23 protein-coding genes are annotated in these 21,710 nt (G+C 68.7%); 7 read left to right on the forward strand and 16 right to left on the reverse strand.

Features of this window, described 5'->3' with window-relative positions; genetic code table 11:
- The first annotated feature begins 5 nt into the window (after positions 1 to 5).
- On the forward strand, positions 6 to 1,748 hold the full coding sequence (locus NA8_RS22265) for an FAD-dependent oxidoreductase (protein ID WP_063052290.1): 1,743 nt from the start codon (positions 6 to 8) through the stop codon (positions 1,746 to 1,748).
- Between the two features lie 34 nt (positions 1,749 to 1,782).
- Here NA8_RS22265 and NA8_RS33950 read toward each other — a convergent pair whose 3' ends face one another.
- On the reverse strand, positions 1,783 to 1,956 hold the full coding sequence (locus NA8_RS33950; protein WP_157106847.1) for a hypothetical protein: 174 nt from the start codon (positions 1,954 to 1,956) through the stop codon (positions 1,783 to 1,785).
- Positions 1,957 to 2,222: 266 nt separating this feature from the next.
- On the opposite strand from NA8_RS33950, the gene NA8_RS22275 reads away from it, so the two are divergent.
- Complete coding sequence (locus NA8_RS22275; RefSeq protein WP_063052292.1) at positions 2,223 to 2,678, forward strand: MarR family winged helix-turn-helix transcriptional regulator; 456 nt, start codon at positions 2,223 to 2,225, stop codon at positions 2,676 to 2,678.
- Positions 2,679 to 2,704: 26 nt separating this feature from the next.
- Positions 2,705 to 3,187: a DUF7161 family protein gene (locus NA8_RS22280; RefSeq protein ID WP_063052293.1), complete on the forward strand. Its 483-nt coding sequence runs from the start codon at positions 2,705 to 2,707 to the stop codon at positions 3,185 to 3,187.
- Positions 3,188 to 3,215: 28 nt separating this feature from the next.
- Here NA8_RS22280 and NA8_RS22285 read toward each other — a convergent pair whose 3' ends face one another.
- Together NA8_RS22285 and NA8_RS22290 are read right to left on the reverse strand one after the other, a co-directional pair.
- Positions 3,216 to 4,154: a DUF1206 domain-containing protein gene (locus NA8_RS22285; protein ID WP_084467002.1), complete on the reverse strand. Its 939-nt coding sequence runs from the start codon at positions 4,152 to 4,154 to the stop codon at positions 3,216 to 3,218.
- Positions 4,155 to 4,278: 124 nt separating this feature from the next.
- Entirely contained in the window at positions 4,279 to 4,458 is a 180-nt protein-coding gene (locus NA8_RS22290; protein ID WP_063052294.1) for a hypothetical protein, read from the reverse strand.
- A 301-nt stretch (positions 4,459 to 4,759) separates the two neighbouring features.
- Here NA8_RS22290 and NA8_RS22295 point away from each other — a divergent pair, with 301 nt between their 5' ends.
- Positions 4,760 to 6,292 carry an acyl-CoA synthetase gene (locus tag NA8_RS22295; protein ID WP_063052295.1) on the forward strand — a complete coding sequence of 511 codons (1,533 nt, stop codon included), beginning with the start codon at positions 4,760 to 4,762 and terminating at the stop codon, positions 6,290 to 6,292.
- Positions 6,293 to 6,299: 7 nt separating this feature from the next.
- Here NA8_RS22295 and NA8_RS22300 read toward each other — a convergent pair whose 3' ends face one another.
- Positions 6,300 to 7,247 carry an alpha/beta fold hydrolase gene (locus NA8_RS22300; protein ID WP_063052296.1) on the reverse strand — a complete coding sequence of 316 codons (948 nt, stop codon included), beginning with the start codon at positions 7,245 to 7,247 and terminating at the stop codon, positions 6,300 to 6,302.
- Between the two features lie 112 nt (positions 7,248 to 7,359).
- Positions 7,360 to 8,244 (reverse strand): TetR-type transcription factor C-terminal domain-containing protein, encoded by an 885-nt coding sequence (locus NA8_RS22305; protein ID WP_063052297.1) that lies wholly within the window; start codon positions 8,242 to 8,244, stop codon positions 7,360 to 7,362.
- A 158-nt stretch (positions 8,245 to 8,402) separates the two neighbouring features.
- Here NA8_RS22305 and NA8_RS22310 point away from each other — a divergent pair, with 158 nt between their 5' ends.
- Positions 8,403 to 9,623 carry an acyl-CoA dehydrogenase family protein gene (locus tag NA8_RS22310; RefSeq protein WP_063052298.1) on the forward strand — a complete coding sequence of 407 codons (1,221 nt, stop codon included), beginning with the start codon at positions 8,403 to 8,405 and terminating at the stop codon, positions 9,621 to 9,623.
- A 161-nt stretch (positions 9,624 to 9,784) separates the two neighbouring features.
- Positions 9,785 to 10,012 carry a hypothetical protein gene (locus NA8_RS22315; RefSeq protein ID WP_063052299.1) on the forward strand — a complete coding sequence of 76 codons (228 nt, stop codon included), beginning with the start codon at positions 9,785 to 9,787 and terminating at the stop codon, positions 10,010 to 10,012.
- A 136-nt stretch (positions 10,013 to 10,148) separates the two neighbouring features.
- On the opposite strand, the gene mbp1 is transcribed toward NA8_RS22315, so the two are convergent.
- The 7 genes from mbp1 to NA8_RS22345 form a co-directional block, all read right to left on the reverse strand.
- A complete protein-coding gene (mbp1, locus tag NA8_RS22320; protein ID WP_063052300.1) occupies positions 10,149 to 10,394 on the reverse strand; it encodes a microaggregate-binding protein 1 in 246 nt (81 codons plus the stop codon).
- A 123-nt stretch (positions 10,395 to 10,517) separates the two neighbouring features.
- Positions 10,518 to 10,667 (reverse strand): hypothetical protein, encoded by a 150-nt coding sequence (locus tag NA8_RS33955; protein WP_157106848.1) that lies wholly within the window; start codon positions 10,665 to 10,667, stop codon positions 10,518 to 10,520.
- Between the two features lie 83 nt (positions 10,668 to 10,750).
- Positions 10,751 to 11,974, reverse strand: a complete 1,224-nt coding sequence (locus tag NA8_RS22325) for an NADH:flavin oxidoreductase (RefSeq protein WP_063052301.1) — start codon at positions 11,972 to 11,974, stop codon at positions 10,751 to 10,753.
- Positions 11,971 to 12,549, reverse strand: a complete 579-nt coding sequence (locus NA8_RS22330) for a TetR/AcrR family transcriptional regulator (RefSeq protein ID WP_063052302.1) — start codon at positions 12,547 to 12,549, stop codon at positions 11,971 to 11,973. The genes NA8_RS22325 and NA8_RS22330 overlap by 4 nt, the downstream gene beginning before the upstream one ends.
- Positions 12,550 to 12,842: 293 nt before the next feature.
- Positions 12,843 to 13,796 (reverse strand): esterase/lipase family protein, encoded by a 954-nt coding sequence (locus NA8_RS22335; protein WP_439957410.1) that lies wholly within the window; start codon positions 13,794 to 13,796, stop codon positions 12,843 to 12,845.
- A gap of 114 nt (positions 13,797 to 13,910) precedes the next feature.
- Entirely contained in the window at positions 13,911 to 14,564 is a 654-nt protein-coding gene (locus NA8_RS22340; RefSeq protein WP_063052303.1) for a PadR family transcriptional regulator, read from the reverse strand.
- A 101-nt stretch (positions 14,565 to 14,665) separates the two neighbouring features.
- Positions 14,666 to 15,244, reverse strand: coding sequence for a TetR/AcrR family transcriptional regulator (locus tag NA8_RS22345; protein ID WP_245663949.1), 579 nt, complete (start codon positions 15,242 to 15,244; stop codon positions 14,666 to 14,668).
- Positions 15,245 to 15,317: 73 nt separating this feature from the next.
- On the opposite strand from NA8_RS22345, the gene NA8_RS22350 reads away from it, so the two are divergent.
- Positions 15,318 to 16,160 (forward strand): NAD(P)H-binding protein, encoded by an 843-nt coding sequence (locus tag NA8_RS22350; protein ID WP_063052304.1) that lies wholly within the window; start codon positions 15,318 to 15,320, stop codon positions 16,158 to 16,160.
- Positions 16,161 to 16,192: 32 nt separating this feature from the next.
- On the opposite strand, the gene NA8_RS22355 is transcribed toward NA8_RS22350, so the two are convergent.
- The 4 genes from NA8_RS22355 to rpoZ all read right to left on the reverse strand — a co-directional run bounded on the left by NA8_RS22355 (position 16,193) and on the right by rpoZ (position 21,687).
- Entirely contained in the window at positions 16,193 to 18,610 is a 2,418-nt protein-coding gene (locus tag NA8_RS22355) for a primosomal protein N' (protein ID WP_157106851.1), read from the reverse strand.
- A gap of 82 nt (positions 18,611 to 18,692) precedes the next feature.
- A complete protein-coding gene (metK, locus tag NA8_RS22360) occupies positions 18,693 to 19,904 on the reverse strand; it encodes a methionine adenosyltransferase (RefSeq protein ID WP_040867522.1) in 1,212 nt (403 codons plus the stop codon).
- Positions 19,905 to 20,137: 233 nt separating this feature from the next.
- The gene (gene coaBC, locus NA8_RS22365; RefSeq protein ID WP_062973598.1) at positions 20,138 to 21,361 is read right to left on the reverse strand and encodes a bifunctional phosphopantothenoylcysteine decarboxylase/phosphopantothenate--cysteine ligase CoaBC; all 1,224 of its coding nucleotides are present in this window, start codon (positions 21,359 to 21,361) and stop codon (positions 20,138 to 20,140) included.
- Between the two features lie 44 nt (positions 21,362 to 21,405).
- Positions 21,406 to 21,687: a DNA-directed RNA polymerase subunit omega gene (gene rpoZ / locus NA8_RS22370; protein WP_039798918.1), complete on the reverse strand. Its 282-nt coding sequence runs from the start codon at positions 21,685 to 21,687 to the stop codon at positions 21,406 to 21,408.
- Positions 21,688 to 21,710 lie beyond the last annotated feature (23 nt).

Here is a 21,710-nt window from a genome sequence, read left to right on the forward strand (position 1 = left end):
ATCAGATGACGTTCGACTACGACGTGGTGGTCGTCGGTTCCGGCTTCGGCGGCAGCGTGACCGCACTGCGACTGACCGAGAAGGGTTACCGGGTCGGTGTGCTCGAGGCGGGACGACGCTTCGCCGACGATGAGTTCGCCGAAACCTCCTGGGACGCGCGCAAGTACCTGTGGGCCCCGGGACTGGGTTGCTTCGGCATCCAGCGGCTGACGCTGCTGAAGGACACCTTCATCATGGCGGGCGCGGGCGTCGGCGGTGGCTCGCTGGTCTACGCGAACACGCTCTACGAGCCGCCGGACAAGTTCTATCAGGACCGCCAGTGGGCGCACATCACCGACTGGAAGGACGAGCTCGCTCCGCACTACGACCAGGCCAAGCGGATGCTGGGCGTCACGGCCAACCCGGCGACCACGCCGTCGGACCGCGTGCTGGCCGAGGTCGCCGAGGAGATGGGCGTCGGCTCGACCTACCGCAGCACGCCCGTCGGCGTCCTGTTCGGCGGCAACGGCGTGCGGCCCGGTCAGGAGGTGCCCGACCCGTACTTCGGCGGTGTCGGCCCCGCCCGCAGCACCTGCACGCACTGCGGCGAGTGCATGACCGGCTGCCGCCACAACGCCAAGAACACCCTGGTCAAGAACTACCTCTATCTCGCCGAGCAGGCCGGGGCGACGGTACACGCGCTCACCACGGTGACCGATGTGCGTCCGCTGCCCGGCGGTGGCTACGAAATCGCCACTGTCCGCACCGGGCGCTGGGTCCGTAAGGCTCGCCGCAAGTTCACCGCCGAACAGGTCGTCTTCGCCGCGGCTGCCCTGGGCACTCAGAAACTGCTGCACCGGCTGCGCGACCGCGGCTCGCTGCCGGACATCTCCCCGCGACTGGGCGAGCGCTCGCGCACCAATTCCGAGGAACTGCTCTCGGTGCGCAGCCGCCGCAAGGACTCCGACTTCACCAAAGGGGTGGCGATCACCTCCTCGATCCACCCGGACGACGACACCCACATCGAGCCGGTGCGCTACGGCAAGGGCAGCAACGCCATCGGCCTCATCGGCACCGCCATGATCGATCCGGACGGACGCACCCCGAAGCTGCGCCTGTGGGCGCGCACGATGCGCAAGCTCGGCCGCGACGCTCTGCACCTGCAGAACCCGCGCGGCTGGTCGGAACAGATGATCGGGCTGCTGGTGATGCAATCGGTCGACAACTCGATCACCACCTACACCAAACGCGGTCTGTTCGGTCGCAGGATGACCACCAAACAGGGTGTGGGCGAACCGAATCCGACCTGGCTCCCGGCCGGGCACGAGGTGGCCCACCGGGTCGCCGACAAGATCGACGGCATCGCAGGCGCCGGCTGGAGCGCCCTGTTCGACATCCCGATGACCGGGCATTTCATCGGCGGTTGCGTCATCGGCGACTCCGCCGAAACCGGTGTCGTGGATCCGTACCATCGGATGCACGGATATCCGGGGCTGCACGTCATCGATGGCTCGACCATCTCGGCCAACCTCGGTGTGAACCCTTCGCTCACCATCACCGCGCAGGCCGAACGGGCCGCCGCTCTGTGGCCGAACAAGGGTGAGCCGGACGCCCGTCCGCAGCTCGGCGTGCCCTACCGGCGCATCGACCCGGTGCCGCCGCGCAATCCGGTGGTCCCGGCCGATGCGCCTGCCGCACTACGGCTGCCGATCGTCGAGATCAAAGGGTCGGTCGACCGGTCCGAACCGTCCGCCGACCAACGCGGCTGAGCACCGGAATCGTGGACGGGTGATCGGTCCCGGGTCAGGCGCTGACGAGGAGTTCGGTCAACGGCGCCAGACCCGCACCGGCCAGGTCCCGCAGCCGCGCGGTACGTCCCGTGACCGCCAACAGCAATGCCGTGACCGGGCCGTGGACCTCGGGCCCGGTGCCGTGCGACCAATCGATATCGTTGGCGCGCAGGCGGATCCCGCGCAACCGCCGGTGGTCGAAGACCGGCCGGCCGAGAGTGACCGCCCGCGCGATAGCCGCGGCGGCGGCCGCCGGCGGAAGCTCGATCCCACTCCTCCGGAGACAGTTCGGCCAGCAGGCCCGCGATCGCGCGGCGCTGCTGCTCGATGATCTGCCAGCTGCTCTCACGGTCGAGGACGGTCGATCGGGCGGGCATGACGGCACCCCCGATATAATTGGTCAGTCTCTCTGACCAATATTGTCAGTGTCTCGTACCAACGTCAAGGAGTGGGATGGCGGAGGAGCCCAACGTCGGCCTGTTGATGCAGATCGCCTTTCGGGCGATGGAGCAACGGGTGCTGACAGCCCTGACCGACTCGGGATTCGGCGACATCACCGTCGCGCAGGCGAGGATAGTCGCCCAGATCGACGCCGCGGGCACCCGTCTGACCGAACTGGCCGAACGAGCGCAGATCACGAAACAGACCGCCGGCTTCCTCATCGACCAGGTCGAACGTGCCGGTTATGTGGAACGGGTCCCCGATCCGAGCGACCGCAGGGCCCGCCTCGTGTGCCTGACCGAACGCGGCGAGCAAGCGGCCGGTTTCGCCAATTCGGTGGCCGAACGCGTCGAGCGGGAGTGGGCGGCGCATCTGGGCGCCCAGGGAATGCGGCAGCTGCGGCAAGCGCTGAATCGCCTGCGCGAGATCACCGACCCCTACCCTGCCGCCGCAAGCAGCGACCGGTAGCGATCAGAATCGGGAGCGATCATCACATGAGCGAAGATCAGGGTCCGACGCCACTGCGCTACAACCAGACGGGCCTGCGCGGAAGGCTCGCCCGGTTGCTCGTCGAGGAGGCTACCGACGAGATCGATTGGCCCGCGGACCTTCCGTCCGGTACCGACACCGTGGTGATCATCGATGACCAGCCGAACCCCCATCACACCTTGCGCGTGCACCCGCCGGATGACCCCACGCGCGTCGCCTTGGTCGTGTACGACCAATTGGCGCTCTGCGACGACCGGCCGCGCATGGATCCGCGACGAATCGAGCTCAACCGCAGGCACAGCCGGGAGATGGGTTCGCTGTTCGCCCGGTTCCTCGACGCCCACCCCGATGTCGAATCCGAAGTGCACGCAGCACAACCGACTCCGGAGCAAGAGGACGCGTGGACTGCATTCAGCGCTGAACTCTTCGCTCGGCAACAGGCCGAGCGCTCCGCCCTTGCCGCGGAGATCGAAGCCGAGCGGCGGTAGGCGACGACGCCGCCTACCTTCGCCCGATTCACACCGGAACCCCTCCGTAGGTCCGCCGGTATTTCGCTTGCAGAAACGACAGGACCCCGAACGCCATCAAGCCGAGGGATACCAGGATGAGCAGCCAAGGACCGAGGGTACTGCCTGCGAAATCGCGCAGTACCGCATCGACGCCTTTGACGTTCGCCGGCTCGTAGTTCGCGGCCGCCACCACCGCGGCGAGCCCGATCCCCATGACGATCAATCCCCGCGCCAGATAGCCGAACCGGCCCAGCCAGATCACGCTTTCACGGGACGCCTGGGTCATCCAGCCCATCCGCAGGTCGTCGACGAAAGCCAGACGAAGCCCGCGCAGGGTGGTCAGGACGCCCAAGGCGAGGATGACCAAGCCGATCAACAGGACGACCACTTGCCCACCGTCCCACGCCAGGATCCGGGCGGTCACGTCGCGTGCGACGGCCTCACCGGGCTGCGGCGCCCGGCCGTCCACGACGAACCGCAGGATGACGAAGAACGCTATGGCGTAGACCAGCCCGATGGCCAGCGCGCGCAGGCGAAGTCCGCTCGGGCTCCCCGCGGGCGCGCCGGCAGCCTGCGCCAGCCGCCACGCGGCCAGGGCGGCGAATCCGAGGGCAAGGATCCACAGCAGGAGATATCCCAGCGGTTTACCGGCGAGCGCGGCGAGCGCCCCGCCCGCGGTCGGCTCATGTTGTGCGGTGCCGACCGCCAGCATGAAGGCGAGAATACCGATGACAATGTAGGCGATTCCGCGTGCGATGAAGCCGAATCGCGCGGCCCCCGCCAATCCCCCGGATCCCGCGTGCCTGCGCGGACCCCTGCTGTCACGCCGCCAGCGGCCGCCATACCGGCTGCGCCAGCCGCTTCCGTAACCGCTGCGCCGCTGGCCGTGCCCCCCGCCGCGGGTGCGGCGCCATCGATATCTGTCAGCACTTCGGAACAAGCTCATGATTCTCACCTCTCCATGGACCGTATTGCCCACTTCGGGTGGAATAACCGGACGAAGATCGTCGAAAAGCCTGAAACCGCTGCGCCGCTCAGGGCGCGGCGGTCACATGCACGGAGGATGTGGCCTACGGCTGGTGGATCACCTTGGGTCGCAGAACCCGGGCGGTGCGCGCTTCCGGATAGTGCTGGTGCAGCGATTCGATTGCCCGGCTGACGAATTCCTCGTTGCGCAGATGGACGACGTCGCAGGGCACGCTGACCGCCAACGAGTAGCAGTATCCGTCCCGGCGCTCGCCGTCGTGCATACCGGTGGTGTCGAAGACCCACTCGATAGTGGTGTCGCGGAGGTTTTCAGCGCGTTCAGCTCATCACCGCTTCGGCCCGAGACCGACCGTCTATCCGGTCGACCCGCCGGACCTCCCCGCCCGGAGCGCACGTCTGGAATTGTGCCGAATAGACCAGAATCTCCGTTTACTTTCAGCTATCGTACGGTGGCAGAGCAACCGCTCTGCGGGACACCAGGGATGCCGGCGCGGCCGGGGATCCGGGGAGCCCGCGCAGGCCGGGCGGTCGGGCACCGACCGCTCCGTTCCACCGAGGAGCCGCATGTACCCCGGCGCACACGTCGACCGATTCCCTGACAAACCGGCTGTCGTCCGCGCCGAGAGTGGTGAAGTGCTGACCTATCGGGAACTCGAGGAGAACTCGGTCCGGCTGGCCCGCCACCTGTACGACGCGGGGTTGCGCAAAGGTGATCATGTCGCGCTGCTATCCGGAAACGACCCGAAAGTCTACGAGGTCTACTGGGCGGCATTGCGAACCGGGCTTTACATCACCGCCGTCAACCGGCATCTGTCGCCGAGCGAGATCAGCTACATCGTCAACGACTGCGGAGCCCGGGCGCTGATCGTGTCGGCTGGTCTCGCCGACGCCGCCGAGCAGATCGTGGCGCAGACCCTCTCGGTCGACATCCGCCTCGCCTTCGGCGGGCCGGTGCAGGGGTACAAGTCCTACGAGGACGCCCGGGCGGCGGCCTCGCCCGAACCCCTGCCGGACCAGCCGCGCGGCGCGGACATGCTCTATTCCTCGGGCACCACCGGACGGCCCAAGGGCATCAAGCAGCCTTTGCCGGAACGGCAGGTCGGCGATGCGCCCGGCGACACCTACACCGCGATCTTCGGCCCGCTCTACGGATTCGACACCGAGACGGTCTACCTCTCCCCCGCCCCGCTCTATCACGCCGCGCCGCTGCGCTTCGGTGGCGTGATCCACGCGCTCGGCGGAACGCTGGTGATCATGGAGAAATTCGACGCCGAGCAGGCGCTGGCCGCCATCGAGCGCTACCGCGTGACGCACAGCCAATGGGTGCCGACCATGTTCGTCCGGATGCTCAAGCTCGACCAGGCGGTCCGCGCCCGCTACGACGTGTCCAGCCTGCGGGTCGCCGTGCATGCGGCGGCCCCGTGTCCGATCGACGTGAAGAGGGCGATGATCGACTGGTGGGGCCCGATCCTGCACGAGTACTACGCCTCGACCGAGGCCAATGGCGCCACCTTCATCGACAGCGAGCAGTGGTTGCGCAAGCCGGGCTCGGTCGGCAGGGCCGGTCTGGGGACCATCCGGGTGTGCGGCGACGACGGCACGGAACTGCCCACCGGCGAAATCGGCACCGTGTATTTCGAACGCGACGAGATCCCCTTCGCCTATCACAACGATCCCGCCAAGACGGCGGAGGCGGTCCACCCCGAACACCCGACCTGGACCACCACCGGCGATATCGGCTATGTGGACGAGGAGGGCTATCTGTTCCTCACCGACCGCAAAGCCTTCATGATCATCTCCGGCGGCGTGAACATCTACCCGCAGGAGGTCGAGGACGCGCTCGCCCTGCACCCCCAGGTACTCGACGTGGCGGTGATCGGCGTGCCCGACGAGGAGATGGGCGAATCCGTCAAGGCGGTCGTCCAACCGGCGCCGGGCGTCGAACCGGGCCCGCAACTCGTCGCGGCGCTGCGCGATTACCTGCGCGAGCGCATCGCCCACTACAAGGTGCCGAAGAGTTTCGATTTCGCCGACGATCTGCCCCGGACCCCCACGGGGAAGCTGGTCAAGGGCAAACTCCGCCAGCGGTACATGTGAGTTTCGCTCAGGCGGCGTAGTTGAGATCAGCGGCGCCGACCTCACCGGCCCGCGCCATCAGGCGTGCGACGGCCTCGGCCACTCGGCCGGGCTGCTCCAGGATCACGGAGTGACCCGCGCCCTCGATCATCACGAAATCCGAGTACTCGACGGCGGCGGCCATCGCGACGGAATGCGACGGCGGCGTCATCAGGTCGGCGGAGCCGCACAGCACCAACGTGGGGATCCGGGAGAGAACCGGGAGCGCGTCGGTTCGGTCATAGACCATGAAGTCGCTCAAGAAGCTCGCCATCGTGACGATATGCGTCTCGTTGCGCATCGCGTTGGCCAGGGTGAGCACCCGGGAACTCACCTCGCGATCACCGAATTCCGCGGTACGGATGATCGGGGCGAAGAGCTTGCAGACCATGAGCTTCGCGTGGTGCATCAGGCGCGGGGCACGGCGGACGGCCGCCTGGAAGACAGAGACCACGGGGTTGCGCAGCAGCCGGCCGAAGCCGGCGTCGGCGAGCCCGTCGGCAGCGGTCGCGAGGAGCGCGACGCCGACGACGCGGGTGCCGATCTCGTGCGGATAGCGGTCGGCGTAGGTCAGCGCGGTCATGCCGCCCATCGAGTGACCGACGAGGACGACCGGCCCGGTCGGGGCCACCGCATCGAGAACCACTCGCAGGTCGCGGCCGAGCTGTTCGAGGTTGTAGGTCTGCCGGGGCGCCGCGGCGGACTCGCCGTGACCGCGGTGGTCGTAACAGACGACCCGCGCGCCGGGGTGCCTGCGCAGCAGGGCGTCGCGAACGTAGGTCCAGGACTCGGTGCGCAGGCAATGTCCGTGCAGCAGGACGACGGTGAGGTCCGCGTCGCGTGGGCCGTATTCGCGAATCGCGAGCGCCACGCCGTCTTCGGTCCGGACCGTGGCACGCCGCTCCGCCGCGGTGGGGATTGTGCTGGGGATCGACATGGGATGCTCCGGTTCGCCGGCGGTGACACGTCTTACTGTCCGCCGTCCCAGCCGTCGATATCAGGCCCCCGAGTGGTGGTCTCCGGTCCCCGAGGGTGTGGTCGATCGCCACCTAGGTGAGGCGGGAGCGATGCGGCTGATTCGCCGGATGGATTCCGAGCACACCCAGGGCGAAATCGCCGTACCGCGCGGCCACTTCCTCCGGCGTCGCCGGCCCGGACTCGCGAAACCACTGCGGGATCGCGGTGCACATGGTGGCGATGGCACGACCCGCTGCCCGGATATCGGGAGTAGCGATGCGGCCCTCGCCATGGGCCTCGGTGATCGCACCGTCCAGGATGGCCTGGATGTCACGGCGGGAACGGGCGATGCGCGCGCGTTCGCTCGGAGAAAGACTGCGCATCTCGCTGGCGCCGATGAACCCGAGATCGCGGCGGTGGGTGTGGAACAGGGCCAGGGCTTCGACGATCAAGCGCACCCGGTGAATGCTGTCGCGGCCCTCCGCGCGGGCGGCGCGCACCCGCCAGTGCAGTTCGTCCATGGTCAGATCGAGGATGCGGACCAGTACTTCGTGCTTGTCGCGGTAGTGGTGGTAGAGGCCGGGAACGCTGGTGCCCGCCCGCCGGGCCAGGGCGCGCACGGTCGTGCCGTGATAGCCGATCTCGACGAACGAGGCGAGAGCGGCGGCCAGCACCGGGTCGACGTCCAACGGAGCGAAGACTCGCCAGTCGCCGCGCGCCCCCGGCTCGATGTCGGTCCGGTCGTAGCTCGGCTGGGACACGGAGGACCTGTCACCGAGCAAGTGCGTGACGGGCACACCGAGCACATCGGACAACCGGGTCAGGCGTACAACCGAGATGCCGGTCTTTCCGGTCTCCATGGCGCTGAGCGTGGCGGGACTCACCTCGAGCCGGCGGGCCACTTCGCGCAGCGACAAGCCCACGGCGCGGCGCGCACGACGGATCGCCTCGTGCGGCGACACGGCCTCATCTTTCATATCGTTCAGAATAACTGAACAATGAGAGTTGCCTAAACCCACCCAACTTCGCCCGCAGCGTGGCATTTTGACACCGCTTGCGCCCAATGAGAGAGTGTTCAGCTAGAGCGATCGTTCGGTCCGACGACGAGGCTCTGGATGTCGAGGAGGAATGCGCGATGCCGATCGATCTGACCTATTCCGACGAAGTGCGGGCGCTGACCGAACGCACCCACGCGTTCGTGCGGGAGACGGTGCTGCCGATCGAGGACGAACACCACGGCGACATCACCGCCGCGGGTGGTGACGAGCTGCGCGGCACGCTGAACGAGCAGGCGCGCCGGGCCGGAGTCTTCGCGCCGCACGCGCCCGTCGAGTACGGCGGTCACGGACTGTCGATGTCGGACCGCGCGCCAGTGTTCGAAGAAGCGGGCTACTCGCTGTTCGGTCCGACCGCGCTCAACATCGCGGCGCCGGACGAGGGCAATGTGCACATGCTCGCCCACATCGCCGACCCGGAGCAGAAGTCGCGCTACCTCGAGCCGCTCGCCCGTGGTGCGGTGCGCTCGGCCTTCGCGATGACGGAGCCCGCACCCGGCGCGGGCTCCGATCCGTCGGCACTGGCCACCCGGGCCGTCCGCGCCGACGGCGGCTGGCGCATCAACGGCCACAAGTACTTCATCACCGGCGCGGACGGCGCGGGCTTCTTCATCGTGATGGCCCGCACCTCCGGCGAACCGGGCCAGCGCGGCGGGGCGACCATGTTCCTGGCCCCGGCCGACACCCCCGGTCTGCGCGTGGGCAGGCATATCACCACGCTGGACCGCGCCATGATCGGCGGCCACTGCGAGGTCTTCTTCGAGGACATGTTCGTGCCCGACGAGGCGGTGCTGGGCGCTGTCGACCGCGGCTTCGAATACGCCCAGGTGCGGCTGGGTCCCGCCCGCATGACGCACGTGATGCGATGGCTCGGCGCGGCGCGGCGCGGTCACGACATCGCCGTCGCGCGCGTCGCTCAGCGCGAAGGCTTCGGTGCGCGCATCGGCGATCTCGGCATGGCGCAACAGATGATCGCCGACAACGAGATCGATATCGCCGCCACGCGTGCGCTGCTGGTGCGCGCCTGCTGGGAACTCGACAGCGGGGAGCACGCGGGCAACGCCACCTCGATAGCGAAGACATTCGCCGCCGAGGCGATCTTCCGCATCGTCGACCGGAGCATCCAGTTGTGCGGCGGTCTCGGCGTCTCCGACGACCTGCCGCTGGCTCGCCTGTCCCGCGAAGTGCGGCCTTTCCGCATCTACGACGGACCCTCCGAAGTGCACCGATGGGCTATCGCCAAGCGGGCGGTCAGTGCCGCCCGGCGGGCGGCGGGCGACGGGACCAGCCCTTCGCACTGATCGGAGCCTCAACCGGTCCGATCGGCGCGCGTGCCATCACAGGCACAGCTCACCGCGTACCGTGCGGACTTCATGGTTTCGCCGAAACGGAGTTCCTCGCCGCCACTAGCGGCGAACACATCGATCCGACCGCGTCCCGGGATGATCGAACGGAGAGCCGTATGCCAGCGCAAGACCGCCGATACCTCATCTCGCTGATGGTGGGAGAACCCGGCGACGACGCGACGCTCACGGCAATCCGGTCGGCGTTATTCGACTGGCTGAAGGAGGCCGGCGCCGAAGTCGTCGAGGACGGCGGCGCCAACCGGGTAGTCATCGCGGCGGCGCCGGAAACAGCCGAGCAAGTCGGCGACCTCGCGTACGTACGCACCGTCGAGCCATACGCCTGACAGCGCTGCTCGGTCACGAGCGCGAGCCGGTGTGTTTCGCCCACGATGACTCAACCCCTACGCGAACACCCCGCCGCCGCCAGCTCGGCTGACGGCGGCGGGGTGTGTCTGCGGTGGGACGAACCCGGCGGGGTGTCTACCGTCCGTGCTGATGCGCGGACTGGCGGGCCTCGTCGACGTCCGCCTCGGCCCTGGCCTTCTCTGCGGCGGCTTCCTTGCCTGCCGCCTCGCGCTGCGAGGCCGCCTTGTCCTGCTGCGCGCGGCCCTCGTCCTTCAGATCCTCGTGACCGGTGACGGTACCGGCCGCTTCCTTCACCTTGCCCTTGACATCTTCGACGACGCCTTCGACGCCTTCACGAGCACCGCTTCCATGTTCAGCCACAACAACCTCCTGGAATATCGGAACAAGCTGACATCTCGCGCATACCCGGGAGACCGGCCTCGAACCGTCTCCGGCGAGAAAGACCGGAGCCGCGCCTGTAATGCCTGGTCGCGGGCGGGCGCATCAGCGAAGCGGGGTGGTCTCGCTCGGGCCTTGCCGATACCGGGTCATCGTGAGCAGCTGCGCGCGGTCGTTGTACTCCGGAATCGGCAGCGGGAACCAGTAGCTGCCGTCGAGCCAGGCCTGCCCGAGCAGTGGGACCGGCTTCTGCATCGAAACCGAGAAGAGCCGCGTCGCCACATGGCCGCCGGGAGCGCACCCGCTCGCCCGGCGCCGTGTGGATCGACCGCTGACCGCTATACCTGCGCTTCGGTGCCGCCGATGCCCGACACCGTCAGCTCGACGGGTTCCCGTGGCTGGCCGGGACGGAACACGCAACGTGTGCACGTGTAGATCGTGGGCATGCACTCGTTGCAGTGCACGCAGGCCGACCGGGTCGTCGCATCCGATCGGATGCGCTGCAACAGGTTCGGTTCTCGGAGCAGAGCGCGGCCCATGGCGACGAACTCGAAACCCTCCGCCATCGCGAGCCGCATAGTGTCCAGATTCGTGATGCCGCCGAGCAGAACCAGGGGCATGGTCAATTCTCGCCGGAAGTGCCGCGCTCGCTCGAGCAGATACGCCTCCCGATACGGGTACTCCTTCAAGAACGCCTTGCCGACCAATCGGAATCCCCAGCGCGCGGGCACCGGGAGAACATCGCCGAAGGACCGTCGCGGGGCGTCACCGTGGAACAGCAGCATCGGGTTGAGCAGTGAACTGCCCGCCGTCAGCTCCAGCGCGTCCAGGGTTCCGTCGGCTTCCAGCCACGCGGCGACCTGCACCGACTCCGGCACGGTGAGCCCGCCCCGCACTCCGTCTTCCATATTCAGCTTCGCGGTCACCGCGAGCCGGCCGCCCACCGCTTGCCGTACCGCGGCGGCGATCTCGCGCGCCAACCGCGCCCGGTTGGCCAAGCTGCCGCCGTACCGATCGGTGCGGCGGTTCAGCTTGGGGCTCAAGAACGAGCTGACCAGGTAGTTGTGCCCGAAGTGGATTTCCACCGCATCGAAGCCGGAGGCTTCGGCCAGCTTCGCCGCGCCGGCATGAGCGGCCACGAGGTCACGGATTCCGTTTTCGTCGGGACTGCGCATCATGCGCATCGAGAGGGGGCTGAGCATCCGGCTCGGCGCCAGCGCCGGAGCCCGGTTGGAGGCTGCGTTGGCTACCGGACCCGCGTGGCCGATCTGCGCACTCACTGCGGCGCCTTCACCATGAACGGCGTCGGTGAGCCTCCGCAGTCCCGGGACCGCGTCCGGACGCATCCAGATCTGGTGCCGGTCGGTCCGGCCGCCGGGAGCGACAGCGCAGTACGCCACCGTCGTCATCCCGACGCCACCGGCGGCGACCTCCCGATGGAACTCGATCAAATCGTCGGTCACCAGAGCGTCCGGCGTGCGGCCTTCGAAGGTCGCGGCCTTGATCACCCGATTACGCAGGGCGATCGGTCCGAGCCGGGCCGGTGCGAATACGTCGTTCATCGTTGTTTCTCTCCTGTCGGCGCGGTCAATCCGGCCACTACGAATTCCCGGAGGGTGGCCACCGCCTCCGGCGACATCTCCCGGTGCTCCGCACTGCCGAATCGCATGATGAGCAGGTCGAACGCCAACATCCATCGGCGGCGGCTCTCCCGCTCGCTCACACCGGGCAACAGGCTGACCCACGCATCGATCCGGAACCATGGCTGCCGCCATTCGGTCACCTGCCTGCCGAGGACGAATTGCGCCAGCAATCTCAGGTGCAACCGCCCCACGGGATCGGCGGCCAACGCGACGAACGGCTCGATCACCGCATCGACCACCTCGGCGATCGACCCGTGCCCGCCGGTGACAGCGGCCAAGCGGTCCTCCCACACCGGCCCCAGCCGCTCCTCGAGCAACGCGGCGACGAGGGCGTCCTTCGAACCGAAGTGGTAGTGCACCGCCGCAGGGTTGGCCCCGGCCTGCGCGCAGATCCCCCGGACCGACACCTCGTCGTAGCGACCCTCCAGCAGCAGTCGTTCGGCGGCTGTCAGCAGGCGATCGCGGGTGGTCGCTTCGGAGACCTGTTTCGGCATGCGACAAGTCAAGCACGTCTCCATCACCGATTCAATCACTGATTGAAACATTGCTTGGCCAAGTTCCCGAGCCGCTCGGCGCCGGGAGACGTCAGCGCCCACGGCCCTCGGTAAAGGGACGTGGGCGGTCGGGAGTCACACCGCAGTGATCAGGTCGATCCGGCTCCGAGGCGCCCGCAGGATGGGGGCCGCCTCGACCGGCCTCTCATCGCCTCGGCCGGTTCGGCCACCGTTGATGATGACGGCATTCAGTGCGGCCGAAACGGGCACGCCGAAACGGCCGCGCCGATTCCTCAGGAATTGCCCGCGATGATCACCTCGGGAATACCGGTGCCGAGCGGCACCGGCCGGCACACCGGCGCCGGACTGCCCGGAGCCAGCACGGTGAGCAGCAACTCCTGCACGAACGGGTCGTACACCATGTGGAAGTGCCCGGTGAGATCGGCGGGACACAGGTCCTGCAGGGCGATGTTCCGCGCCCCGGGCCCGCGCAGCGCGATGTTCTCGAACGGCTGGATCATCTCGTCGACACGGCTGCCGATGGTCACGTATCGCACCCCGGGCACCGTGTCGCCGCCCGCGTTGAGATCGAGCATGATCGGCGAGCCCTCGACCTGCTGCACGGCAGCGAGCGAAGTCACCTGCGCGAACGCCTGCAACGCGCCGGGGATCGCCTCAGCCACCGGCACCAGCCCGTACATCACACCGCCGTAGGTGGGCGACGCGAGGCCGACCCACTGGTCGACATGGGCCGCACCGCCCAGCTTGTTGACGTAGTACCGAGTGACATTGGCGCCCTGAGAAAATCCGACCATATCGACCTTGGCCGCGCCGGTGGCCGCGAGCACCTGATCGACGAACGCGCCGATCTGATAGGCGCTCAGCACCAGATCCTCGGTACCGTAACTGTCCGCGCCGGGCTTGCCGCCGTAGTTCAGCGCGAACACGCAGAATCCGGCCGCGGTCAGCCGCGGCGCTATCCCCGACCAATCGGAATAGGCTGTGGAGTCGGTTCCGTGCGCGAGCACCAACGGCCGGGGATGCCGCGCGCTGGGAACGCATCCGAAGTCGTTGGTGCCGCTCGGGACCGCATTCGGATGGCTCTTCTGATACCACGCCGCGGCGAGGTGGTCGGACTGCGGCGGAGCGGCGTACGTCGGCACGTCGGGTGGGCGGAGGCCGGGCGGCTCGGCGGACGCCACGCCCGGGCCCAGCGCGGCCGCGCCGGCCACCACTAGGGCCAGCACGGCGCGACGCAAGTGTGAAGTACCCCAAGCTTCCGCTCGACTCGACTGTCGCATCTCACAATGATCGCTCCGATCGGCTCGAAATGCGCGCGATATCGGGGTGTTTCGCCTCCCCTACTTCTCGGGGGTCTCGTCCTCGGCGAGGATGCGGTAGAGGGACTTGCGGGTCTCGGTGAGCAACTCCGCCGCACGCTCCGCCTGCTGCGGGGTGCCCGCCGCCGCGACCTGCGCGACCGCCCCCATCAGCTGCCCCACGAGTCCGCGCAGGTCCATCGCCTGAGCCCCGACGTCCTGCCGCACGTCTGCCCACGGATCACCCAGCTCGTCCCGGTGCGCTGCGACGTACTCGTTACCGGTCTCGGTGAGCTTGGCGGTCTTGCGCCCGGCGACCTTCTCGATGAGGACCAGGCCCTCGTCCTCCAGTTGCGCCAGCGCGGGGTAGATCGAACCGGGGCTCGGCCTCCAGATGTCGTTGCTGCGCTCGCGGATCTGCTGGATGAGTTCGTAGCCGTGCATGGGCTGCTCGGCGAGCAGCAGCAGCACGGCGGCGCGTACATCACCGCGCCTGCCACGGCCGCCACGGCCGCGTCCGCGACCGAATTGCGGGCCGAAGCCAGGGCCGAAACCGGGACCGAATCCCGGCCCGAACTCGGGGCCGAAACCGTGGCGTCCACCGCGACGGAAGCGCAGCCGGTGTTCGAAGCCCTCGGGCCCGGGCAGCGGCCCGCGGCCACGACGGCCGAATTCTCGATCTTCTCGGTATTCCATGTCAGCCTCCCAAGGCTCTCGTGGTCGTTTCATGCTATCGACGATATATCGGCAATGCATCGGACGCAAGGCCCGGCTTCGGAACCGAGACACCAGGGAGGTCAGCTCACCAGCGAGTCGATCCAGCGCGACAGCCGCGCACCCTCGGTGACCATGAGTTCTGGATCGCGAAAGGTGTTGGTGAGCAACGATATTCCTTGATATGCCGCGACATAGGCGATCGCGAGTTCCGCCGCGTCGGTGCGCCCCATCGCGGCGAACTGACGTTCGACCCAGTCCACCAGCACGCGCATCACATCGGCGGCCGCGGTGTCCAGCCCGTCGCCGCGCTTGTCCAACTCCGAGGACAAGGTGCCGAACGGGCAGCCGTAACGAACAGTCTGCTCACGATCGGCGACCCAGCCCGCGATCAGGGCCTTCAGCCGCTCCGACGGCGTCTCATGGCGGTCGCTCGCGGCGATCACGGCATCGAGAATGTGCGCGTGCGAGCCGATCGCCGCCTCGATGAGCTGGTCTTTCGTCTTGAAGTAGTAGTAGACGTTGCCGACCGGAACGTCGGCGGCGCGGGCGATGTCGGCGATCGTCGTCTTCTCCACGCCCTGCTGATAGAACACCCGCACGGCCGCCTCGACCAGCCGTTGCCGCTTACTCGGCTTGGTTTCCGCCACTGAGTCAGTCACACAACTAACTGTAGACAACTCGCCCGCGACCGGCTACGTTGTGTTTAGTCAGTCAACTAACTAAGGAGTAGCGATGATCGTGGTCACCGGAGCCACCGGAAATATCGGCGCGCCCCTCGTGCGCTCGCTGGCGGACGTAGGCGAGGAGGTGACAGCGGTCGCCCGCCACGCGGACCTCTCGCTGCCCAACGGCGTCCGGTCGGTTAGGGCCGACCTCGGCGAGCCGGAAAGCCTTTCCCCTGCCCTGTCGGGAGCCGACACCCTGTTTCTCCTGATCACCGGTGAGCAGTTGGTGACCGGGCCGGAGCCCGAACAGGTGCTGAAAGTCGCCGCGGCCGCAGGCGTGCGGCGCGTGGTCTTCGTGTCCTCGCAGGGGGTAGCCACCCGCCCCGACGCGGCGGGCTATGCCCGGCTCATCGCCTACGAGCGGGCGATCAGAGACTCCGGCCTGGCCTGGACATTCCTGCGGCCTGCGGGGTTCTTCTCCAATACCTACGCGTGGGCGGATTCGGTACGCACGCAGCGTATGGTCGCCGCGCCGTTCGGCGATATCGGCCTGCCCTCGATCGATCCGGCCGATATCGCCGCCGTCGCGGCGGCGGCTTTGCGCGACGACCGGCACGCCGGACAGGTCTACACCCTGACCGGACCCGAACTCGCCACACCGCGAGCCCAGGCCGTGGCACTCGGTACGGCGCTGGGCGAGCCGATCGGATTCATGGAGTTGAGTCGGGCGCAAGCCCGTTCGGCGATGCTCGACTTCATGCCCGAACCGGTGGTCGAGCACACGCTGACGATCCTCGGCGAACCGACACCCGCCGAACAGCTGATCAGTCCCGATGTGCCGCGCGTGCTGGGGCGGCCCGCCGCCAAGTACGCCGAGTGGGCGGTTCGCAATCGGGCGGCCTTCGCCTGACACGTGCGGCAGGGCGGATGGCCGGTGCTTCGTCAGCCGATGTCGACCGGGTCGATCTGCACGCGAAGCGGGGCGTCGGAGCGGTGCGTGCTGCGGATTGCCTGGGCCGCGCGCAGCGCACGCGCGAGCGCCGCTCCGGAGCGGCGCTCGACCCGCAGCAGCAAACGTTCGACTTCGGCGGGCGAATCCTCGGCGGAGAAGGGCTTGCGAGCGCCGTCCGGCAGCGGCACCGGTCCGAGGCGGTCGACCATCTCGGGCAGATCCGCCGCCGCAAGCAGTTCGGCGATGCTCTCGGCGGTGCCGTCGATCGCGGCGAGCCGGACCGCGGGCGGGAAGCCGACCTCGGCCCGGGCCGCGACCTCCGCACGCGCCGCGCCCACGGGGTCCCACCGGACCAGCGCCTGCACGGTGGGGATCGAAGGTTCGGCCACGACGATGACCTGGCCGTGCGCGCGGACCAGCGTCGCGGCGGCCATCCAGCGGCGCAGTGCGTCCTCGGCGGCCCGCAGGTCGGCACGGCCGAGCAAGGCCCAGCCGTCGAGCAACAGGGCGACGCCGTACCCGCCGGGTACCAGGGGCTCGGCGCCGACCGTGGCGACGACCACTTGCGGGCCCGGCTCCACGGTGTCGAGCACGGCACCGCCCCCGGAGCCACGGATCGGCACGCCGGGAAAGGCGCGGCCGAGTTCCTCCGCCGTACGCGCGGCCCCGATCACCACGGCCCGAAGCGCGCGCGAGCCGCAGGTGGTGCAACGGAACGCGGCCTCGGTGATCCCGCACCACCGGCAAGCGGGGCTGTGCGCGGCGGTGGCGCCGCCCGCTGCCGATCCGCGGGTCTCCGGCAGCGCGAGCGGCCCGTTGCAGTGCCTGCATCGGGCCGGAGTGCGGCATTTCCCGCAGGCCAACGCGGGGATGTACCCGCGGCGTGGCACCTGCACCAGCACCGGCGCCCCCTCCTTCAGCGCGGAACGGGCGGCTGCGAAGGCGACGCCGGGAATCCGGACGGCACGGGCGACCGGATCGCGCTCCAGGGCCACGTCGCTGTCACCGGGGGCGCTGATCCGCGGCGCGGCCTTGCGCAGCACCGCGCGATCGGCGACCAGATCGTGCGCCCAGCCGGAATCGACCACCGCTTGGATCTCCGCGGTCCGCGCGAAACCCGCCGCGACGAATGCCGCACCGGTCTCGTGCGCTCGCAGCATCGCCACCTCACGCGTGTGCGGATACGGTGCGCGTGGTTCGGCGTAGGTGTCGTCGCCGTCGTCCCACAGCGCGATCAGCCCGAGGTTCGCCGCCGGGGCGAACACCGCGCTGCGCGTGCCGACCACGACGCGCGCCGAACCGCGCAGCACCGCCAGCCAACGCCGGTACCGTGCCGCGGGACCGAGCCCGGCGGCGAGCCCCACGGCCGAGTCCCCGACCAGCGCAGCACATTCCGCCAGCACCCGATCGAGGTCGCGTTGGTCCGGGACCATGAGGATCGCGCTGCGCCCCTGCCGGGCCACCAGGGCGGCGAGTTCCGCCAGCCGACGCGGCCAGTCCTCGCCGGGCAGCGCCTGCCAAGCCGCCCGGGCCCCTTTTCCTTGTGCGAGCGCACCGACGAATGCCGGGCCGTGCACATAACGCTCCCACGCAGCGAGGTCGACGACCGAAAACTCCGGCGATACCGCCTCCTGGTTCGTGGCGCCGCCGCGAGGCTCCGCGCTCTGCCCGCCACCGATTCGCCCCTCGCCCGAAGGCGGTTCCTGCGGCTTCGAGGCCCCGCCGGTGCCCGCCTCTGGCCGGTGCGACTGTTGCACGGTCCCCACGCTCACGGTGCCGGGATCATCATCCGATCCGGTCGCGGTGACGGGTTCGGTGTCCGGCCCCGGGGCTGTGTGGCCCGCGACTGCCGATTCGCCTTGCGGTACCGCGGAATCCGAGGAGCGCGAACCGTGCAGCGCCTCGGCGGCCGCGGAGTTCGCTGTGGCTGACCGCACGGAATCCGTCGCAGTGCAGAGTTCTCCGTCTTCGACGGCGCTCGCGGACACACCGGGGTCCACCACGGCAGCAAGAGTTGTGGACCCGACACAATCAAGCTGTGCCCCAGCGGACTTCTTCGCACCACCGGTCTCGGTGCGGGCGTGGCGCGGTGGAATGGCCAGACGCAGGACGTCGGCACGCGTGCCCGCGTAACGGGCGGCCACCTTGCCGGCGAGCTCCAGAATTTCCGGGGTCAGCACGCGTTCGCCGGAGACGACGCGTTCGAGTTCGACCAGTTTACCGCCGTGATCGCTGTGCGCAGAGCGCGCGAGAAGGTAACCGTCGACCAACCGTCCGGCGAAACGCACGCGAACCCGGACCCCCGGCTGGGCGATTTCGTCCAGCTCGGGGGGCACCAGGTAGTCGAAGTCGCGATCGAGATGCGCGGGCGACAGCAGTGGGAGCACCCGGGCGATCGGCAGTTCCACGCCCGCGGGACCCGCGGCCGGACGGTCCGCCTCGGTGGCGGGAGTGCCCGCCGCGGGTTCGTTCACTCGGACCTGATCGAGGTCAGAGTCCGACGGCCGCGCGCAGCTTGTCCGCGCGGTCGGTGTGCTCCCACGGCAGGTCGACGTCGGTACGGCCGAAGTGGCCGTACGCGGCGGTCGGCGCATAGATCGGGCGCAGCAGGTCCAGGTCGCGGATGATCGCGCCGGGGCGCAGGTCGAAGACCTCGGTGATCGCGGTGGAGATGCGCGCCGGGTCGACCTTCTCGGTGCCGAAGGTCTCGACGAACAAGCCGACCGGAGCCGCTTTGCCGATCGCGTAGGCCACCTGGACCTCGACCCGATCGGCCAGATCGGCCGCGACCACGTTCTTCGCGACCCAGCGCATGGCGTAGGCGGCCGAGCGGTCCACCTTGGACGGGTCCTTGCCGGAGAAGGCGCCACCGCCGTGGCGGGCCATGCCGCCGTAGGTGTCGACGATGATCTTGCGGCCGGTCAGGCCCGCGTCGCCCATCGGACCACCGAGCACGAACTTGCCGGTGGGGTTGACCAGCAGGCGGACGTTCGAGGTGTCCAGCGAGGGCACTTCCAGGTCGGCGAGCACCGCCTCGAGGACCTTCTCGCGGATGTCGGGCGCGAGCAGGTTGTCCAGGTCGATGTCGGCGGCGTGCTGGGTGGAGACGACCACCGTGTCCAGGCGGACCGGGCGATCGCCGTCGTACTCGATGGTGACCTGGGTCTTGCCGTCCGGACGCAGGTAGGGCAGCACGCCGGACTTGCGCACCTCGGTCAAGCGGCGCGACAACCGGTGCGCGAGCGCGATCGGCAGCGGCATCAGTTCGGGGGTGTCCTTGGTGGCGTAACCGAACATCAAGCCCTGATCGCCCGCGCCCTGCCGCTCGATCTCGTCGTCGGAGCCGCCGACCCGGGCCTCGTGCGAGGTGTCCACACCCTGGGCGATATCCGGTGACTGCGCGCCGATCGCGATATTCACACCGCAGGAATTTCCGTCGAATCCCTTGGCGGACGAGTCATATCCGATTTCCAGGACCTTTTCCCGAACAATACGGGGAATATCGGCGTACGCCGACGTGGTGACCTCACCCGCGACATGGACCTGGCCGGTCGTCACGAGGGTTTCCACCGCGACCCGGCTGCGCGGATCCTCCGCGAGCAACGCGTCGAGAATGGAATCGCTGATGGCATCACAGATTTTGTCCGGATGACCTTCGGTCACGGACTCACTGGTGAAAAGCCGGCTCCCGGACGTGCGCACAGTTGTTCCCTCTCCCTCAACGGGTTACTCGTATCGGCTTGCGCCGGTAACGCGATGTCGCGCCAGCGCAACCCTTACATTCCAGACTATTCCAAATCACCGACAGGGCGGACCTCAACTACAAAGCCGCCCCGGACTGCTGAATTCCCGGTGTACCGGCCATACCGAAAGAATGACGACGCCGCGAACGAACGACGGATCGGATGGCAATCCTGGCAGGCCCGGCGCCCGGCTCAGCGCAGCAACCCACTCAGCGCGTCGAGCACACGGCTGGCCAGTAATGCCTTCGAACCGTGGTCGAGCGCCTGCTCGGTGCCGTCCGCGCCGAGCAGCCAGCCGTCGTTGGTGTCCACCTCGAACGCTTTGCCCTCACCGACCGCGTTGACCACGAGCAGATCGCAGCCCTTGCGGGCGAGCTTGGCCCGCGCGTGGGTGAGGACGTCGCCGTGCTCGTCACCGGTCTCGGCGGCGAAGCCGACGATCGCGGTACCGGGCAATTGCCCGTCGCGGCGCGCCTGCACCAATCCGGCGAGGATGTCGTCGGTCTTGGTCAGCGGAATGACGTCGGGCTCGCCCGCGCCCTTCTTGATCTTGGCGGCGGCGACGTTGGTCGGCCGGAAATCGGCGACCGCCGCGGCCATGATCACCGCGTCCGCGCCGGCGGCGTGCTTGTCGACGGCGGTCTTCAGCTGTTCGGCGGTGGTGATGTGCACCAGGTCGACGGCGGCCGGTGCCGCCATCTCGATCGTGTTGCCCGCGATCAGCGTGACGTGAGCGCCGCGCTGGGCCGCGACCCTCGCGAGCGCGTACCCCTGCTTGCCGGAGCTGCGGTTACCGAGGAAACGCACCGGATCCAGCGGTTCCCTGGTGCCGCCCGCCGTGATGACGACCCGGCGGCCCTCCAGATCACGTGGGATCGCGTCGGCGCGCTCCATGAGCAGCGACGCGAGGCCGAAGATCTCCTCGGGCTCGGGCAGCCGTCCCGGACCGGTGTCCGCGCCGGTGAGCCGCCCCGCCGCGGGCTCCATGACGATCGCACCGTGCGCGCGCAGCGTCGCGACGTTGGCAACGGTCGCCGGATGCTCCCACATCTCGGTGTGCATCGCGGGCGCGAACAAGATCGGACATCGGGCCGTCAGCAACGTGGCGGTGAGCAGGTCGTCGGCGCGGCCGGAGGCGGCGCGGGCCATGAGGTCGGCTGTCGCCGGGGCGATGACCACCAGGTCCGCCTCCTGGCCCAGCCGAACGTGCGGGACCTCCGGCACGTCGGAGAACACACCGGTGTGCACCGGGTTCCCGGACAGAGCTTCGAAAGTCGCCTTGCCGACGAACTCCAGCGCCGAGTGGGTGGGGATCACCCGGACGTCGTGTCCGGTCTCGGTGAACCGCCGGACCAGAGAGCACGCCTTGTAGGCGGCGATCCCTCCGGCTACGCCGACGACGATCCTTGTGGTCACTACGCCTCCGGCCTAGTCGTGGTCACGGGCGAACGCGGTTCGCCTCACTCGCCTTCGGAGTGCTCGAGCAGGTCGGAGTGGATCTCGCGCAGCGCGACCGACAGCGGCTTCTCCTGCAGACCCGGCTCGACCAGCGGGCCGACGTACTCGAGGATGCCGTCGCCGAGCTGGTTGTAGTAGTCGTTGATCTGCCGGGCCCGCTTGGCCGCGTAGATGACCAGGGCGTACTTGGACGACGTGCGCTCGAGCAACTCGTCGATCGGCGGGTTGGTCAGGCCGACCGGGGTGTCATAGGCGGGCGCGGTCTTGGTGTCCGTACTGCTCACTAGGGGGACTCCTGGTGTTTGGG

The sequence above is a fragment of the Nocardia arthritidis NBRC 100137 genome (assembly GCF_001612765.1).
GTDB classification, from domain to species: Bacteria; Actinomycetota; Actinomycetes; order Mycobacteriales; family Mycobacteriaceae; genus Nocardia; species Nocardia arthritidis.